We start from the raw sequence: 18,023 nt of genomic DNA, 5'->3' as shown, positions 1-18,023 counted from the left end.
CCCGGATGGAGCGCAGCGAAATCCGGGACCGGCGTCGAGGCGCAGCACAATCTCCCCGGATTACGCTGCGCTTCATCCGGGCTACAAATTATCTTTAAAGATCGTAGCAACCATTAGAGCGCGGTGTGGTTTTCGACCCATGGCGAGCCGCGCTGGACGACGGTGTTTGCGTAGATGATGAGCTTTCGAGCGCAGGCGACGAGGGCGTAATTGTGCGCATAGCCTCGGGTTTTGAGGCGGGCGTAGAGCGCGCACAGGGCCTTGTTCCAGCGGAAGGAGGCCGGCAGCGCCGCAGCAAACAGCGAGCGACGTAGGCGGGCTTGGCCACCTCCAATGTGGCGCTCTCCCTTACGCTTGCCGCTGTCGTCGTCGAACGGCGCAAGCAAGTGTAGCCCGAATGGAGCGCAGCGCAATCCGGGACTGGCGTCGAGGCGGAGCACAATCTCCCCGGATTACGCTGCGCTTCCTCCGGGCTACAGATAACTGTTCAGCTCGTAGCTCTTAGGGCGGATGAGCGAAGCGTAATCCGGCGCCAAGGGCACACTACGCCGCGCTATTGCGCCCTACGCGCTGCAGGCCGGCGGACGCGGCGGGATCGATCGCACCGCATAGACCACGCCGGCCCCTGCGCGGGCGGCAGACGCCGAGCTTGACGTTTACTCGGCACCCGCGGCGGGTGCGACAAGGCCCGCATCAACACCTACGTCGAGACCGGCGCGGGCTTGGCCGGCGCTTTGACAAGCCCGCGCGGAGCATCAGACAAGCAGATCCGCTAGATAAGCACCGATAGAGTCGGCTCCGACCATCCATTCGACCTGGTCGGTACTGGCGAAATAGCCCGCAGCCCGTAGGGCGGCTGAGCGCAGCGTTATCCGCCGATCAGCGCCAACGGCGCAATACGCTTCGCTATTGCGTCCTACGCGCTTCGTGGTCGACTATGGGGGGACGGCGATACACGAAGTTTTTGATGACGGCCGCACCGCCCTACTCGCTGACGGCCTGTTGAGTCCCGTTGGGCTTACCGTGTCCCCATCGGGCGACCTCATTTCGGCGGATTGGGGAAATGGTGCCGTTTACTGCGTTCCGCTGGCATGATGGCACCCCCGCCGTAGCCATCACGCAGGCGTTTCGAGAGCTGTCCGGTTTTCCCGCACCAGTTCGACAAGAAACTCGCTGACCACGCGGACCCGACGCGACTGCGCCAAATCGGAATGGACGGCGAGCCAGATTTCCTGGTCGATGCCGATGTCGGCTTGCAGGCAAACGAGATCATTCTGCCGCCCGAGGAAATGCGGCAACACGGCAAGGCCGACGCCTGCGATTGCCGCCGATAGCTGCGCCGACATAGTGGTGGTCGCCAGAACCGGCGGATGCCCGCGCAGCGCACGCTCGATCCATTGCGCGGCGGGAAGATGAGCGTAAGTCTCGCACCATGTAATGAAACGGTCGGTCTCAAGCCGTGCTGTTTCGTGTCTCTGCACGGCATAGGCCCGCGAAGCATAAAGACCGAAGCCAAGCGTTCCGAGACGCCGGATCGTGACATTTCCGCGTTGGGGTTTGATCAGTCGGACAGCAAGGTCGGCATCACGCCGATGCAGGTTGACCGTCTGAACATCAGTGACGACTTCAAGCGTCAGATCGGGATACTGGCTGGTCAGCTTCGGCATGGCCGGGATGATGATGTGGTTCGCCAGCGTCTCGGCCGTAGCCAGCCGGACGCGCCCTGCGATCTCAGTCTGCGCGGCCGATCCTTCGGTAAAGGCATCAGCCGCCTGTTCCAGCGCTTCGGCGCGCTCCAGAAGCGCCGCGCCGTCATCGGTCAGCCGGTAGCCATTCTGGTGACGGCTGAAAAGCTTCAGGCCGAGCGCGGCTTCGAGCCGTTCGATCTGGCGCGAAACAGTGGCGAGACCGGCCCCGAGATTCGCCGCCGCACCACTTAGTGATCCGCAGCGTGCAATGGCGAGGAATACGCGCGCGTCGTCCCATCGCAGGCGGGTTACGTCATGCTTTCCGATTTCGGAAATCGGATTACGGCTTTTGGCAGCTTTCTTCATCAAAAAAGAAAGCCATCTTTAGCCTGCGCAAACAAGGAACAAAGCAATGCAACATCGAATGCTCAGCCCTGATCTTTCGGTATCCACCATCGGTCTCGGGTGTATGGGAATGAGTGAGTTCTATGGCCCACGCGACGACGCAGAATCCTTGACGGTCCTGCGGCGGGCGGTTGATCTCGGCATCGACTTTTTTGATACCGCCGACACCTATGGCCCGCACCATAACGAGGAACTGATCGGCCGCTTCCTCGCCGAGACCGGCGCGAACGTGAAGATCGCCACCAAGTTCGGCATCGTGCGGAAGCCTGGCGAATACACCCGCACCATCGACAACAGCGCCGACTATGTGCGCCGCGCTTGTGAAGCCTCGCTCAAGCGGCTCGGGGTGGAACAGATCGACCTCTATTACGTCCATCGCATCGACCGCGAACGTCCCATCGAGGAGACGATGGAAGCGCTGGCCGCGCTGAAACGCGAGGGCAAGATCGGTCATATCGGGCTTTGCGAGGTCAGCGCCGAGACGCTGCGCCACGCTCATGCTGTCCATCCGGTAACGGCGGTGCAGACCGAATACTCACTCTGGACCCGCGACGTGGAATCCGAAATCCTGCCGACCTGCCGGGAACTGGGCATCGGCTTCGTCGCCTATTCTCCGCTTGGACGCGGGTTTCTCACCGGACGCTTTCAGGCCGGATCGCAATTCGAGGATGGTGATTTCCGCGCCAGCCTGCCGCGCTTCGCGCCGGACAATGCCGCCATCAATGGCGCGCTGGTCGAACTCGTGCGCGGTATCGCAGCCGAACAGAACTGCACCCCGGCGCAGGTGGCATTGGCATGGTTGCTGGCGAAGGGCGACGACATCGTGCCGATTCCCGGCACCAAGCGGATCAAGTATCTCGAAGAAAATGTCGCCGCCGCCGCGATCACGCTCAACGAGACGGCGCGCACCATTCTCGAACAGGCTCTGTCCAGCCTGCCCGTTTCCGGAGAGCGCTACACGGCGGAAGGCATGAAGGGGGTCAACGTATGAGCCCCCCCGAACGAGAGACTATCGTGCGGATGATCGCCATCGGCGGTGCCGAGAACCTTGAAGTCGCGCAGCTTCCATCGGAACAACCTGCCGCCGGCATGGTTCGCGTCCGGCACCTTGCTGTCGGGGTGAACTTCATCGACATCTATCACCGCACCGGCCTTTATCCGCTCTCTCTGCCCGCCATCCTCGGCGTTGAGGCCGCCGGGATGATCGAAGCCGTTGGCGAAGGCGTCACCGGCTTTGCTATCGGGGATCGTGTCGCCTATGCGGGTGGGCCAGTCGGCGCCTACGCAACGGCGCGCTCTTTGCCGGTTTCGCGGCTCATCAAGCTACCGGAGGATCTTGAGTTTCACATCGCGGCGGCGTCGATGCTCAAAGGGCTGACAGCTCATATGCTGCTAACCCGCACCTACACCGTCGAGCGGGGAACGACCTTGCTTATCCACGGGGCTGCTGGCGGCCTGGGGTCGATCCTCGTGCGTTGGGCGAAGCATCTTGGGGCTACAGTGATCGGCACGGCCGGATCGGCCGCAAAGGCGGACATCGCGCGATCCTATGGCGCGGACCACGTCATAGTCGGGCGTGACGCCGATCTTGTGTCGGAGGTCGGATCGCTGACCCACGGCGTTGGCGTGGATTTCGCTATCGACGGAATCGGTGGCGATACGCTGCTCAAAAGTCTGGCCTGCACCCGGCGCTTCGGGACAGTCGCAAGCATTGGTCAGGCAGCCGGGCCAATTCCGCCGCTTGCGCTCGAGGACATCGGCCCCATCCGTTCGCTATCGCTCGCCCGGCCGAGTGTGATGGCTTATGCCGCCGATCTGCCGACCTATCGTCAGGCGGCCGCGGCCTTGCTCGAAATGATGCATAAGGGCGTATCCGCAGAAATCGGCCGCAAGTATCCTTTGGCCGATGCCGCGCAGGCCCAATCCGATCTGGAAGCCGGTCGTACGACCGGAAGCCTCTTGCTTATTCCGTAAGCTGACGGGATGCGTAGGCGGCGGAGCAATACACAAGCCCGTATTGCTGTTGAGCATCGCGTAGTCCGCCGATCAGCGCCAACGGCACAATACGCGTCTCTATTGCGCCCTACGCACGGGTGGAAGACTCTCGCCCTCGGCTACATTTTCGAAAGTTTGGGGACCGAGGCAAGGCACCGCTGTAGAGACCATCACCCACGTCGCCTGCCGGTCAACTGCTGGCGAGAGATAGGAGGCCTCTGGTTGACGGCCAGAGGCCTCCCCGAACACGGCGAGTCAGATCACGCTCAATCAGTGCAGTCCGCTTTTTCCAGCACTGATCTGGCGGATCTGCCGCGCCGCGTCGACCATGTTGACCAACGCGCCCTCGACTTCCTTCCAGCCGCGGGTTTTCAAGCCGCAATCGGGATTGACCCACAACTGCGCATCGGACAATCGCTGACGCGCCAGTTTGAGTAAGTTGGTCATTTCCTCGACCGAAGGCACGCGCGGCGAGTGGATGTCGTACACGCCAGGGCCGATCTCATTGGGATATTTGTAGGTCTTGAACGCTTCCAGCAGTTCCATCTTGGAGCGCGACGTCTCGATCGAGATCACATCGGCATCCATCGCCGCGATCGCGTCGATGATGTCATTGAACTCAGAGTAGCACATATGGGTGTGGATCTGGGTCTCGTCCCTGACACCCGACGACGCCACGCGGAAGCTTTCGACCGCCCAATCAAGATAGGTCTTCCATTCCGAGCGACGCAGCGGCAATCCCTCGCGTAGCGCCGCCTCGTCGATCTGAATCATCCTGGCCCCTGCCCGCTCGAGATCAAACACCTCGTCGCGGATCGCCAGCGCGATCTGCCGGCACGCCGTGCTGCGCGGCACGTCGTCACGAACGAACGACCAGTTCAGGATCGTCACCGGCCCGGTCAGCATGCCCTTCATCGGTTTGTTAGTGAGCGACTGCGCATAGGTCCACCAGTTGACCGTCATCGGCTCCGGGCGCGACACGTCGCCGAACAGGATCGGCGGTCGCACGCAGCGCGAGCCATAGCTCTGCACCCAGCCTTCCTTGGTGAAGGCGAAGCCGGACAGCTGCTCGCCAAAATACTGCACCATGTCGTTGCGCTCGAATTCGCCATGCACCAGCACGTCGAGCCCGATCGTCTCTTGCCAGCGCACGGTGCGCGCGGTCTCCTCGCGCAGAAAGTCGTGATAGTCACCTTCCGAGATGATGCCCTTGGCGTAGTCCGAGCGTGCCTTACGCACCTTCGCGGTTTGCGGGAATGATCCGATCGTGGTGGTCGGAAATGGCGGCAGCCCAAGCCGCTTGCGCTGCAAAGCCGCCCGGGTCGCAAAGCTGCTGGTGCGCTTCATCATCTCGCGGGTGATGGCGGCGGTGCGGCCGGTTACAGCCGGACTATGGACTTTCGGCGAACTGCGCCGCGCATGAGCGGCCTTGGCCGAAGCGTCCAGCTCCGCCTGCACCACGCCCCTCCCTTGGCTGAGCGCACAGCCGAGCGCCGACAATTCGCCCATCTTCTGAATCGCAAACGACAGCCAGCTCTTGAGATCGGGATCGAGATCGGTCTCAAGCTCAAGATCGATCGGCACGTGCAGCAGCGAGCACGATGGCGCCACCTGCACGCGATCCACGCCACGCTGCGTGGCGATCGGCTCGATCCGATCGAGCAGCTCGCCAAGATCGGCGCGCCAGATGTTGCGCCCGTCGATCACGCCGAGCGACAACACCAGATCATCGGGCGCGCGCGTCACGACTTCATAAATCTGCGAAGGTGCGCGCACCAGATCGACATGCAGCCCCGCCACCGGCAATGACAGCGCGGTATCGAGATTGTCGCCGAGATCGCCAAAATAGCTGGTCAGCATGATCTTGAGATCCGGCAACGCCTGCGCGATCTGTGCATAGGCATCGCGGAACGCCGCGCGTGCGGCGTCGTCGAGATCGAGCACCAGCGCCGGTTCATCCAGTTGAACCCACTGTGCGCCCTCATCATGCAAGCGGCGCAGGATATCGAGATAGACCGGGACCAGCTTCGGAAGCAGCGACAGCGGCTTCAGCGCCGGATCCTTGCTCTTGCTGAGCTTGAGGAATGTGACCGGACCGAGCAGCACGGGCCTGGTGTCGTAGCCGAGCGCCTTAGCCTCGCGATATTCCTCCAGCGCCTTCAGCGACGACAGTTGGAAACGTTGATCGGCGACCAGTTCCGGCACCATGTAGTGATAGTTGGTGTCGAACCACTTGGTCATCTCCTGTGCGGGAACGCCTTGTGTGGGCGCGCCGTCCTGCTCGGCCTTCCCCTGGCAGCCGCGCGCCATCGCGAAAGTGGTGGCCAGCGACACCGCGCCGCCGTTCCAGCCATAGATTTCCGGAATTGCGCCGACCATGATGCTGGTGTCCAGCACGTGGTCGTAGAACGTAAAATCGTTCGACGGGATCACCGTGACACCCATCGCCTTCTGGCGTGCCCAATTTGCGGCCCGCAAAACCGCGGCCGTTTTGAGCAGATCGGCTTCGGTCGACTTGCCAGACCAGTAGCTTTCGAGCGCGGTCTTCAACTCGCGCCGAGGGCCGATGCGCGGCGTGCCGAGTGTGGCAACCGGAACAGTCGACCGGACTGTGGTGGCAGAGATTTTGGTACCAGAGATTGTGGTAGCAGAGATTGTGGTAGCAGACACGGCTTAACCCCATTTTTGGGGGCAAGGCCTTAGCGACGCGACGTGAGATCCCCAAAGCCGCGATGACGACGGGGCCACAATGCGCACCACCGGGGCACCCCGCCCGAGGACGTTTAGTTCGTCGAGGCAGGTCTCCTGGCTCGCGGGTCGCGGCCTTCGTTCAACCTTCCCGGGATCACTCCCAGTGGCACTCGAGAACGTCGGCTCGCCGCTTACAGTTGCGGGGGCAGCGCCGGTGTTGCACCGGCTTCCCTCTTAGCTCCGGATCAATCGATCCGCAGACCTCGGCGTCGCGCACTATTGGGCGTGCGGCGATACGCTGTCAAGCATTGCCTCACGTGACTATCAACTGACTACGCACGTCCGACGTCACTTTCGAGCGCCGTCGCGAATAGGTGCAGCCGCAATAGTCTTGTCGATAGAACCCCTGTTGTTTTGCCAGATTCTGAGATCGGTCTGCGCCGCCTCGTTTACGCCAGTTATGCCCCCAGTAAATCAAACCTGGATAATCCGCTACCGCCCGCTGGCCGCTGGCATCGACCTGATTGATATTCTTCCAACGCGAAATACCAAGCGATGTCGCAATCACCGGAAAATTATTGGCATGCGCGTAGCGCGCGGTTTGCTCAAGGCGGAGATCGAAGCAGATCGAACAACGCGCGCCGCGCTCCGGCTCGGCTTCCAGGCCGCGCACGCGCGCAAACCACACCGACGAATCATAGTCGAAATCGACAAACGGAATGCCGTGCGCAATCGCGAAACGCTGCAGCTCGGCCTTGCGGTTAAAATACTCGCGGCGCGGATGAATGTTGGGATTGTAAAAGAAGATCGTGTGATCGATCTGTGACCAGAGCAGCGTCTCGATCACTTCTCCAGCGCAAGGTGCGCAGCAGCAATGCAGCAACACCTTGCTTTGGTCACAGGGGCAACTGAGCTTTGGACGCCCTAGCGTATCCATCAGTCTTCCTCGGCGCGCAGGCCGACCGCCTGCCTCGGTCTAGTCTGGATTCTGTTGTGGGATCACCGTTCGGATGATGGAGGCGTCGAGCGCTTCAAAGCGTTCGAGTTGCAAGACGTCATACAGCTCGGCCCGGGTCTGCATCTCGTCCAGCATCGCCTTGGTGCTGCCGTCACGTTGCAAGGTGGCATAGAGCTTCTGCTGCGCCTTGTTGGCGACGCGCAGCGACGACACCGGCCAGATCACCATCCGGTAGCCCATCTGCTGAAACTCATCCGCGGTGAAGAAGGGAGTCCGGCCAAACTCGGTCATGTTGGCAAGCAGCGGCACGCCGGGCATCCTTGCGGCGAACTCGCGCAGCATTTCCGGCGAGGTCAGTGCTTCGGGGAAAATCGCGTCCGCTCCCGCCTCCACATAGAGTTTGGCACGTGCCACGGCACCTTCGATGCCTTCGCGCGCCGCTGCATCGGTGCGCGCGATCACATAGAGATGCCGGCGCGCCTTCACCGCCGCGGCGACCTTGGCCGCCATGTCGCGCGCGTCGGCGAGCTTCTTGTCGTTCAAATGCCCGCATTTCTTCGGCAGCAGCTGATCTTCGATATGAACCGCTCCCGCGCCGGCGTCCTCGAACGTGCGCACCATATGCATGACGTTCAAGGCTTCGCCATAGCCGGTGTCGCCATCCACGAGAGTCGGCAGCCCGCTGGCGCGGGCCACCTGACGCACGAAGAACGCCACCTCATCGACGGTGATCATGCCGAGATCCGGCAGCCCCATCGATGCCGTCATGGCTGCGCCGGACAGATAGAGCGCCTCAAAGCCTGCGGCCCGCGCCTGCAGCGCCGCCATGCCGTTGTGAGCGCCCGGGATCTTGGCGATGCCGCCGCGCTCGACCAGAGCGCGGAAGCGAATGCCAGCGGGCTCGCTGGGAAGATCAGAAGCGACGAGATAGGGCATTGGCATTTCCTCACGCGACGCGGACAGCGGGAGCCGGTCCGCCGCGCTGTTCGATAGGCACGAAAATCTTGTTCTCCGGGCCGACATAGTTAGCGGTCGGACGGATGATCTTGTTGTCCTGGCGCTGCTCAATGATATGGGCACCCCAGCCGGCGGTGCGCGCAATCACGAACAGCGGCGTGAACAGCGAGGTCGGCACGCCCATGGCGTGATAGGACACCGCACTGAACCAATCGAGATTGGCGAACATCTTCTTGGAGCGGTGCATCACCGCTTCAATGCGCTCGGCGATCTGGAACATCTTCATGGAGCCGGTTTCCACCGACAGACGACGGGCGACTTCCTTGATCACCCGGTTGCGCGGGTCGGCAATGGTATAGACCGGATGGCCAAAGCCGATCACCACTTCCTTGGCGGCGACCCGCCGCTCGATATCGGCTTCCGCTTCCTCGGGCGTGGCGTAGCGCTTCTGGACCTCGAATGCAGCCTCGTTGGCACCGCCATGCTTGGGGCCGCGCAGCGCACCGATCGCTCCGGCGACCGCCGAGTAGAAATCGGCGCCGGTGCCGGTGATACAGCGCGCCGTAAAGGTCGACGCATTGAACTCATGCTCGGCATAGAGATTGAGCGAGGTGTGCATCGCGCGGACATGCGTTTCGTGGGGCACGCCGCCATGCAACAGATGCAGGAAATGGCCACCGATGCTGTCATCGTCGGTCTCGACCTCGATGCGCCGCCCGCTATGCGCGAAGTGATACCAGTACAGCAGCATCGATCCCAGTGACGCCAGCAGCCGGTCCGCGATGTCGCGCGCGCCGGGGATGTTGAGGTCATGCGCTTCCGGCAGCACGCAGCCGAACGCGGACACGCCTGAGCGCATCACATCCATCGGATGCGCGGCGGCGGGCAGCGCCTCCAGCGCGTGCCGCACCGCGGCCGGCAGGCCGCGGCGGTTCTTGAGCCTCGCCTTGTAGGCGGCAAGCTCCGCCACGGTCGGCAAGGTGCCGTGCACCAACAGATGGGCCACCTCCTCGAACTCGCAGGTCTCGGCGACGTCCAAGATGTCGTAGCCGCGATAATGCAGGTCGTTGCCGGTGCGGCCCACGGTGCACAGCGCCGTGTTGCCGGCGATGACACCCGACAGCGCCACGGACTTCTTTGGCGGAGCGCTGTGACGCGCGGCAGCGTGTTCAGTCATGGTCTCCTCCTATTTTTTCACGATGAGTGTGATTGTCGCGGTCTAAGACCGATCGAAGATGCCGCGGCGCGGCACCGACCCGAGGCGGCTGGGCTCGACCGCGAAGCTCAAGCTGCCGAGTTCATCCGGGGTCAGCGTCGGCAGGCGGTCGATCAGTTCGAGGAAGCGGTCCTGTTCGGCTTGCGTGATGATGCCGTCCGCCAAGGCGCGGAACTTGGCGACATATTGCGGCCGGGCAAACGGGCGGCGCCCAAGCGGATGGGCGTCCGCCACCGCGATTTCGTCTTCGATGGTCGAGCCGTCCTCCAGCGCGATGACGACGCGCGCGCCGAACGCTTTCTCCTTGGGATCTTGACTATGGTAGCGCCGCGTCCATTCCGGATCTTCGACGGTCGCGATCTTGTGCCACAGCGCGACCGTGGCCGGTTTTGCCGCGCGCTCGGGCGCATAGGAGCGCTCGTGATGCCAGCCACCATCCTCGAGCGCCACTGCGAAGATGTACATGATCGAATGGTCGAGCGTCTCGCGGCTCGCTTTTGGATCCATTTTCTGCGGATCGTTGGCGCCGGTGCCGATCACATAATGGGTGTGATGGCTGGTGTGAATGACGATGCTACGCACCTTGGACAGGTCCGGCGTCCGCTCGCGCAGCACCGGCCCCATGCGCCGCGCCAGATCGATCAGCGCCTGGCTCTGATACTCGGCCGAATGTTCCTTGGTATAGGTGTCGAGAATGGCGCGCTTCGGCTCACCCTTTTCCGGCAGCGGCACGCGGTACTCGGCATTCGGGCCACCGAGCATCCAGGCAATAAAGCCGTCCTCGCCTTCCCAGGCCGGCGACGGCGCGCCCTCGCCGCGCATCACGCGATCCACCGCCTCGACCGCCATTTTGCCCGCAAATGCCGGCGCGAAGGCTTTCCAGCTGGAAATCTCACCCTTGCGCGACTGCCGCGTGGTGGTGGTGACGTGTAGCGCCTGCTGCACGGCCTGATAGATGATCTCTGGCGCCAGCCCGAGCGCCGCGCCGATGCCCGCCGCGGCCGAGGGACCAAGATGGGCGATGTGATCGATCTTGTGCTCGTGCAGGCAGATGCCGGTGACGAGATCGACCTGGATTTCGTAGCCGGTGGCCAAGCCGCGCACCAACGCTGCGCCACCCAGGCCGCAATGCTGCGCCACCGCCAGGATCGGCGGAATGTTGTCGCCGGGGTGCGAATAATCGGCGGCGAGATAAGTGTCGTGGAAATCGAGTTCACGCACCGCCACGCCATTGGCCCAGGCGGCCCACTCTGGCGAGACGCGGCGATCGAGCGGCAGCCCAAACACCGTCGCGCCCGGCTGGAACGGATGCGCCACGGCCTGCGCACGCGCGCTCGCGACCGGGCGCCGTGCCAGCGACGCCGCGGCCACGGCGGCGTTGTCGATGATGCGGTTGCCGATCATCTCCACAACCTCGGGCTCGACCGCGACCGGATCGGCGGCCACTTCGGCGATCTTCCACGCCAGTTGCTCGGTGCGCGGCAGATGGTCGGCCGATTTGCGGGTGCGGACGGAATGCAGTTTCACGACAGGGTCTCCTCAGCAAACGTAATGGACGTTGCGGTTTCCACCGGGGTCGGTTTGCCGTTCTGATCGACGGCAACCATCTCGAACGAGCCTTGAACCGCCAGCCGCCGGTCGCCGGTCAGCAGGCCCTCTGAGATGACATCGACGACCACCGTCATCGATGAACGCCCGACCCGGACGACGCGCGCTCTCAACTCGACCATGTCGCCGACGCGAACCGGGACGTGGAATTCGATCTTCTCCGATCGCGCCATCACGATCGGCTTGCGGGCGCGGCGCGTGGCCGCGACGAAGGCGGCTTTGCCCATCAGGCTCAGCGCGTTGCCTCCGAACAATGTGCCGTAGTGATTGGCCTGTTCCGGGAAAATCATCTCGATCAGGCGCGTATCTGCCGGTGCAAATGATCCTTGCACATTCATGGCCAACCCTCCGGCGTTCTTGTCTTGGCGTGTGGTTCGGATTATTGGCGAACACCGGCATTCGTAAACCACTGAACTTGCGTAGATTTGCAAAGGACGCGGCGACAGCTTGCAAAGTTTGCGAACAACGGCCGGCGGAGGCGTGATGAAGAAGGCGTTTGTAGGTGTGCGATTGAAGCGTCTGCGCGAGCAGCGCAGGATGACGCAACAGGCGCTGGCCGCGGCGGTCGGCGTATCGCCGAGCTACTTGAATCAGATCGAGAACAATCAGCGGCCGCTCACGGTGCCCGTGCTGCTAAAACTGAACGCCGCATTCGGCATCGACGTGCAACTGTTCTCGGAAGATGACGAATCACGGCTGACGGCCGACCTGAAGGAAGCGCTCGCCGATCCGGTCATCGGTGAGAGCATCACTCACGCCGAGATACGAGAACTGGCGTCCAACATGCCAGCGGCCGGCCGCGCGCTGGTGACGCTGTATCGCCACTATCACCGCACGCTCGAACAATCGGTGGCACTTGCAGCGCGCCTCGGCGACGATCGCCAGGAGCCTCCCCGATCGGCGGTCTCAACTCCGTTCGAGGAAGTGCGGGATTTCTTCTATGCGCGGCACAACTACATCGCCGAACTCGACGAGGCCGCCGAACGTACCGCTCCAGGCCCCGGCCGGCCGATGCAGGAAATCGCCGCCACCCTCACCCAGCACCTGTCATCGCGCCACGGCGTCCGCGTCAAGCTGGCCGAGCCGCTCGATCCGCAACAGGATGCGCAGCGCGCGTTCGACCGCGAGGCGCGCATTCTGTGGCTATCGGCGCGTCTGCAGCCCGGCCAGCAAGCGTTTCAGATGGCGACGCAGATCGCGTTTCTCGAGCACCGCGAGACGATTGACGGCCAGGTCGCAGCGACGCCCTTTGCCGACGAAGCTTCGCGTCGGCTCACCCGTATAGGCCTTGCCAACTACTTTGCCGGCGCGCTGCTGCTGCCCTACGAGGCCTTCCGCGCCAAAGCCGAGGCTTTCCGCTACGACATCGACCTCATCGGCCAGCACTTCGGCGTCGGCTACGAGACCACCTGCCATCGTCTCAGCACGCTGCAGCGCGCCGGCGCGCGCGGGGTGCCGTTCTTTTTCATCCGCGTGGATCGCGCCGGCAACATCTCAAAGCGTCAATCGGCGACCGACTTCCACTTCTCGCGCACCGGTGGCACCTGCCCGCTGTGGAATGTCTATGAGGCGTTTTCGCACCCGGGCAGGATCTTGACCCAACTGGCAAGGATGCCGGACGAACGAACCTATCTGTGGATTGCCAGAACGGTCTCGCACGATCAGGGCGGCTATCACACGCCGCGTAAAACCTTCGCGGTCGCGCTCGGCTGCGATTGGCAGCACGCTGGCCGCTTGGTCTATTCGGATGGACTCGATCTCAGTAGCCCCTCCGCAGCGACCCCGATCGGCGCCGGTTGCAGAATCTGCGAGCGTCCCTCGTGCCCGCAGCGCGCGCTGCCGCCGGTCGGGCGAGCGCTGAAGGTCGACGAGAATCGCAATCCGTTCTCGCCCTACGCTTAGAGCTGATCATCGGCGCCGCGCTGCGCGGTTCACGCAGCGCGCGATTTCATTGATCGGTCGTGCGTGAGCGGCGTGCGCTAAACTACCGTTCCAGCGCGACCGCTTCGAAAGCACCGACCAGCGCTCCTTCGAGCCGCGTGGTCATCTGGCGCAGCACGCCATAGGCCTGTTCGCGCGGCATCGCTGCTTTATACTGCCGCTCCTCGATCAGCGCGCCAAAGATATCGGCGATGGTGGTCATCCGCGCGATGTCGCTGATCTGTGCTCCCGACAATCGATCCGGATACCCTGTGCCGTCGAGATACTCATGATGATGCCGGACCGCGTCGAGCACTTCTGGCGGCACGCGCGAATTGCGCTTGAGCGCCTCGAAAGCAATCACCGGATGGAGTTCAATGATCGCTCGCTCGGTGTCTGCCAGACGGCCCGGCTTATCGAGAATGCCGATCGGGATTTTGGCCTTGCCGATGTCATGTAACATAGCCGCCAGATGGAGCGTCCGCAGATCGGCCGGACGAAGCCCCAGGCTAATGCCAAAATCGACCAGAACGCCGGTGACCAGCAGCGCATGCTGATAAGTCGCCTCGTGGTGACCACGAACGACGTCGAGCCACCCGGAAATGCCGTTTTGCGTCAGCGCGCTAATCGTCGGATCGGCACAGCTCTCAAGGCTGGCGACATCGACTTCGCCGCCACTCGCGAACGCCATGGTGGCATTCTTGAGCTCTTGAATGCTGCCGAGAACGGCCTCCTCAATCGAGCCCTCAGCAATCAAGGAACTCGGTTGAATGAAAAACGTCGGCAATGCGCTCAACGAACGATCGGCCATCAGTACGTGGGTCGCGCCCAATGCATAGGCTTGCGCTGACGCGAGGTGGCTCAGATCGTCAATGACGAAGAAGCGACGCTCCACGTCGCGATGCATATCGATCAGGCCTCGGATCGCAAAGATCGTATCCACTGCCTTCAAATCGGCCCAAATGATCAGGTCGTCTGCTGGCGAACGTGCGGCATTCGCCTGCGCGAGATTCAGGTGGTCGACTTTGACGCAAGATTGTAGCGCGGCTTTCAGGCGCTTTGCTCTTTCTGGAGTGTCTGTGACGGCTTTGATCCGTTGAGCTGTTTTGATCGACATGGCTTCACTTGCTTTACACTTCCGAACCTTCGGTCGGGCTCTTGGCCCCCGACAGATAAGGCTGCATTTCAAGGTCAGACGTCAGAATATGACCGAGGATCCAACGATGGAAAAAGCCCTTTAATCGAAAACGAGCTGCGCTAGGCAGCGTATCGGCAATGGTGCTCAGACCGTCAATAACCTGATCAAGCTCCGCGATCAGTTGCACGTGTTCGAGGTGATGCGTTTCCTGATTTGCGAAGAACAGCAGTTCCTGCAGCTGTTCTTCCCGCCCAAAATGGGCGAGGGCCAACGCTCGCAATTCGCGGATTGTTTCGATCAACTTTGCGGACGTGATTTCCTGGTCCAGAAGACCGCGGATTTCGTTGATGCCTGCGATGATCGCCTTGTGATCGGCGTCGACAATGCCGTTATCGATTTCGTACGAAGCCTTCCAAACAATGGTCATCGCTCGTTGTCCAGGTCATCGCCTATCGCGGCCGCGTCAGAGTATAATTTGTTTATTTTCGGAAACTTAATCGATAATCCGCCACGACCTCGCCGCTGCGTAGCGCGTCCCAAATAATTATCTTGGCGTCCAACACTAATCCCAACAGGCTGATCTTTTGGTCAACTTTGAGACAGAAGTACGCAGAGACATCGGCGAATGAGAATTCGGTTGAATGAGGTGCAATTTCTCCTATGACCTGCTGCAGGTTGAAATAAGCGGACGTCCAAACGAGAAATGTCGTTGTAGATCATAACAATACGGGATGAGCGCGTCTTGACGGGGGGCTGACACTCATTCGCGTTCCAAGCGCGATACGCTGCAGCGTCCGACGTCCTTTTCGCTGCATGATGGGTCACGTCTTGAATGCGCCCTGCCCACCGTATGGCCATCCGGGCTACAGATAGCTGTCAGACCAGCCCGCAGGTCGGATGCGGGTAGCGTGATCCGCTATCAAGCCCCGAGCGGCGCAATACGCTGCGCTATTGCGCTCTACAGGGTCACGAGTTGATCTACCACCTACCCCAGATCACTCCCCGCATGATGCCGACTACAGCGAACTGCCGAGGGCGGGCCGCTTGTCGGGCGCTGCTGGCACGCTACACTGCCGCGCATGACATCCTCGCCCCTGGCTCTGCCCGCGTTCGGGCTTGACCTCGCGCTCGCCAATTTTGCGCCGGTGCTGTTCACCGCGCTCGCCTTGCTGTGCGTTGCGCGGCTGGTGCGCGAATTGTCGCAGAGCGATGCGCGCATGGCGCTGATCGGCACCGCGCTGGTGGTGCTGGCGGGGCTCAGCAAGGCCGCCTGGAAACTGATCCTGGCGCTCGGCGGCCCCGATCTGCCGTGGCTGGCCAATGCGCTGTTTCCGCTGATGGCGCCGGGCTTCACTCTGCTCGCCTGTGCTTTGTGGCACGCCGCGCGCAGCACGCCGGCGCGGCCATCGCCCTGGCTACCGGCGCTGGTGCTGATTGGCGCCGGTTACGGTATCGCGGTCTATCGCAGTTTAGGCCTGGCGCTGGAGCGCGGCTGGTTCTTGCCGCTGATGATCTTGGCCAGTGTCGCCAATCTCTCGCTGACGCTGCTGTTGCTGCGCGAATCCTGGCGCCGGCAGGCGCTATGGCTGGCACCGCTGTTTCTGGCGAATTTTGCGATGGTGTTTGCCCTGCAACGGATCGCGCGCATCGAGCCCAAGACGCTGTCATTGCACTGGCTGGAGCAGAGCCTCACCGCCGCAGGCGCCGGCGCGTTCGCGCTCGGTGCCTGGCTGTTGGTCCGGCGCAATGCCACCGCAAGCGTGAAGCCGATCGGCGGATGAGACCATTCGTCGGCCAAACTGTCCGTGCAGCCGGTTCCCCGCCGCCCCGCACCGCGAACCGACCCGCTGCTTAGTGCCCGTCCCCATTTTGGCGCTGCCGCTCTGCGAGCGCTGCGCTTGAAGCGCAAGGCAGCGACCAGTAAAAGCGCAGGGTACAGGTACTGTGGGCAGGAATGGCTCGGAAAACACTAATGTCCGTCGGAGTGTTGGCGCCGGGCCTGCTGGTGGCGACACTACTGCTATTCATTGTCATTGCCAGCGTCCTGGTGTCCAACCTGGTACGCCTGCGCGAGAGCTTTTCCTGGGTGCAGCACACCAATGACGTGATCTCCGCGGTCGCCGGCATCCAGCAGGCGGTGCTGGAAGCGGAATCGAACGAGCGCGCCTTTCTGCTGACCGGAATCGATGCCTACGCCGCCGATTTCGGCCGCACCCGCGATCAGCTGGTGTCGCGGTTCGAAAGCCTGCGGGCGCTGGTGTCCGACAATGGTGATCAGGTCGCCAGCGTCGATGCGCTGCGCGCGGTCGCGGTGATGCGCATCACGCAGATGCAGGCCGCGGTTGACCTCGGCCCTGCAAAACTGCCGCAGGCGCTCGACATTCTGGAACAGACCCGCATCGAACCGCTCACCGAGCGCATCGAGACCATGCTGTCGACCATGATGCGTGGTGAGCAGGCGCGGCTGATGCAACGGCAATCGCAGCTCGATTCCGAAACGTTCAACGCCGCACTGATCACCGCCTGTCTGCTGATCCTGGCGGTCGCCGGCGCGGCCATCACCGCGTTCCTGCTGGAACACCAGCGGGCGCTGTCGCGCGAGCGGGAATCCGATCTGCGGCTGCAGCGGCTGCAAGCCGAGCTGTTGCGGGTCGCCCGGCTCGGCACCATGGGCGGCATGACCAGCGCGCTGGCGCATGAGCTCAACCAGCCGCTCGCTGCCGTCACCAATTATCTGCGCGGCTCGCGGCGCATGCTGGATCAGAGCTCGCATCCGGAAGCGGCCAAGATCGGCTCGGCGCTCGACAAGGCGGCCCAGCAGGCGCTGCGCGCCGGCGCGGTGATCCAACGGCTGCGCGACTTCGTCGGCCGCGGCGAGACCGAGCGCACCCCGGAAAGCCTGCGCGCCATTGTCGATGACGCGCTGGCGCTGGCCTCGGTGATCTCGCGCGACCGCCCGGTCGAGGTGACGCGCAATCTCGATCCCACGGTCGACCTGGTGATGGTCGACAAGGTGCAGCTGCAGCAGGTGTTCCTGAACCTGATCCGCAACGCATTCGAGGCGATGCGTGATCAGAGCGAGCGCAAGCTGTTCGTCGGCAGCGGCCCGCTCGAAGCCGACATGGTCGAGGTGGTGATCGCCGATTGCGGCCCGGGCCTCGACGCCAGCATCGCCGAGCGGATCTTTCAGCCGTTCTCGACCACCAAGGCCGAGGGCATGGGCGTCGGCCTGTCGATCTCGCAGACCATCGTGCAGGCCCATGGCGGCTCGATCCGCACCGAGCCCAATCCGGGCGGCGGCACCATCTTCCGGTTCACGCTGCCGCTGGCCGAAGCGATGCAGTATCGCCACGGCCCGCATTGGCCGGCGCGCACCGAAGCGCTGACCGGATGATCGCCGCGCGCCGCCGCAGCACAGCGCCAGCAGGCGCCGCGCACGGCGCGCTA

15 protein-coding genes and 1 riboswitch are annotated in these 18,023 nt (G+C 62.8%); of the genes, 5 read left to right on the top strand and 10 right to left on the bottom strand.

Annotated features, from left to right (window positions below; all coding sequences use genetic code 11):
• Window positions 1-113: 113 nt before the first annotated feature.
• Together BJ122_RS00785 and BJ122_RS00780 are read right to left on the bottom strand one after the other, a co-directional pair.
• Complete coding sequence (locus BJ122_RS00785; RefSeq protein WP_245407553.1) at window positions 114-386, bottom strand: transposase; 273 nt, start codon at window positions 384-386, stop codon at window positions 114-116.
• A gap of 729 nt (window positions 387-1,115) precedes the next feature.
• Complete coding sequence (locus BJ122_RS00780) at window positions 1,116-2,054, bottom strand: LysR family transcriptional regulator (protein WP_110779287.1); 939 nt, start codon at window positions 2,052-2,054, stop codon at window positions 1,116-1,118.
• A 46-nt stretch (window positions 2,055-2,100) separates the two neighbouring features.
• Here BJ122_RS00780 and BJ122_RS00775 point away from each other — a divergent pair, with 46 nt between their 5' ends.
• Complete coding sequence (locus BJ122_RS00775; RefSeq protein ID WP_110779286.1) at window positions 2,101-3,084, top strand: aldo/keto reductase; 984 nt, start codon at window positions 2,101-2,103, stop codon at window positions 3,082-3,084.
• Window positions 3,085-3,113: 29 nt separating this feature from the next.
• Window positions 3,114-4,067 carry a quinone oxidoreductase family protein gene (locus BJ122_RS00770; protein WP_245407570.1) on the top strand — a complete coding sequence of 318 codons (954 nt, stop codon included), beginning with the start codon at window positions 3,114-3,116 and terminating at the stop codon, window positions 4,065-4,067.
• Between the two features lie 291 nt (window positions 4,068-4,358).
• On the opposite strand, the gene metE is transcribed toward BJ122_RS00770, so the two are convergent.
• The 6 genes from metE to BJ122_RS00740 form a co-directional block, all read right to left on the bottom strand.
• The gene (metE, locus tag BJ122_RS00765; RefSeq protein ID WP_110779438.1) at window positions 4,359-6,713 is read right to left on the bottom strand and encodes a 5-methyltetrahydropteroyltriglutamate--homocysteine S-methyltransferase; all 2,355 of its coding nucleotides are present in this window, start codon (window positions 6,711-6,713) and stop codon (window positions 4,359-4,361) included.
• 153 nt (window positions 6,714-6,866) lie between these two features.
• Window positions 6,867-7,060: riboswitch (cobalamin riboswitch) on the bottom strand.
• 32 nt (window positions 7,061-7,092) lie between these two features.
• The gene (locus tag BJ122_RS00760; RefSeq protein WP_110779284.1) at window positions 7,093-7,716 is read right to left on the bottom strand and encodes an epoxyqueuosine reductase QueH; all 624 of its coding nucleotides are present in this window, start codon (window positions 7,714-7,716) and stop codon (window positions 7,093-7,095) included.
• A 39-nt stretch (window positions 7,717-7,755) separates the two neighbouring features.
• The gene (gene prpB, locus BJ122_RS00755; RefSeq protein ID WP_110779283.1) at window positions 7,756-8,673 is read right to left on the bottom strand and encodes a methylisocitrate lyase; all 918 of its coding nucleotides are present in this window, start codon (window positions 8,671-8,673) and stop codon (window positions 7,756-7,758) included.
• A gap of 10 nt (window positions 8,674-8,683) precedes the next feature.
• Window positions 8,684-9,871: a bifunctional 2-methylcitrate synthase/citrate synthase gene (gene prpC / locus BJ122_RS00750; protein WP_110779282.1), complete on the bottom strand. Its 1,188-nt coding sequence runs from the start codon at window positions 9,869-9,871 to the stop codon at window positions 8,684-8,686.
• 42 nt (window positions 9,872-9,913) lie between these two features.
• Window positions 9,914-11,437, bottom strand: coding sequence for an MmgE/PrpD family protein (locus BJ122_RS00745; RefSeq protein ID WP_110779281.1), 1,524 nt, complete (start codon window positions 11,435-11,437; stop codon window positions 9,914-9,916).
• Window positions 11,434-11,856 carry an acyl-CoA thioesterase gene (locus BJ122_RS00740; RefSeq protein ID WP_110779280.1) on the bottom strand — a complete coding sequence of 141 codons (423 nt, stop codon included), beginning with the start codon at window positions 11,854-11,856 and terminating at the stop codon, window positions 11,434-11,436. Before BJ122_RS00740 ends, BJ122_RS00745 begins: the two co-directional genes overlap by 4 nt.
• 145 nt (window positions 11,857-12,001) lie before the next feature.
• Here BJ122_RS00740 and BJ122_RS00735 point away from each other — a divergent pair, with 145 nt between their 5' ends.
• Complete coding sequence (locus tag BJ122_RS00735) at window positions 12,002-13,420, top strand: short-chain fatty acyl-CoA regulator family protein (protein WP_110779279.1); 1,419 nt, start codon at window positions 12,002-12,004, stop codon at window positions 13,418-13,420.
• A gap of 82 nt (window positions 13,421-13,502) precedes the next feature.
• On the opposite strand, the gene BJ122_RS00730 is transcribed toward BJ122_RS00735, so the two are convergent.
• Complete coding sequence (locus BJ122_RS00730; protein WP_110779278.1) at window positions 13,503-14,555, bottom strand: HD-GYP domain-containing protein; 1,053 nt, start codon at window positions 14,553-14,555, stop codon at window positions 13,503-13,505.
• A 13-nt stretch (window positions 14,556-14,568) separates the two neighbouring features.
• Complete coding sequence (locus tag BJ122_RS00725) at window positions 14,569-15,003, bottom strand: bacteriohemerythrin (protein ID WP_110779277.1); 435 nt, start codon at window positions 15,001-15,003, stop codon at window positions 14,569-14,571.
• Window positions 15,004-15,655: 652 nt separating this feature from the next.
• Between BJ122_RS00725 and BJ122_RS00720 the strand changes: the two genes are divergently transcribed.
• Window positions 15,656-16,357, top strand: a complete 702-nt coding sequence (locus tag BJ122_RS00720; RefSeq protein WP_110779276.1) for a hypothetical protein — start codon at window positions 15,656-15,658, stop codon at window positions 16,355-16,357.
• Between the two features lie 191 nt (window positions 16,358-16,548).
• Complete coding sequence (locus BJ122_RS00715) at window positions 16,549-17,970, top strand: sensor histidine kinase (protein ID WP_347337796.1); 1,422 nt, start codon at window positions 16,549-16,551, stop codon at window positions 17,968-17,970.
• Window positions 17,971-18,023: the final 53 nt, after the last annotated feature.

The organism is Rhodopseudomonas faecalis, assembly GCF_003217325.1.
GTDB lineage: Bacteria > Pseudomonadota > Alphaproteobacteria > Rhizobiales > Xanthobacteraceae > Rhodopseudomonas > Rhodopseudomonas faecalis.
This window is presented reverse-complemented; position numbering and strand designations above follow the sequence as displayed.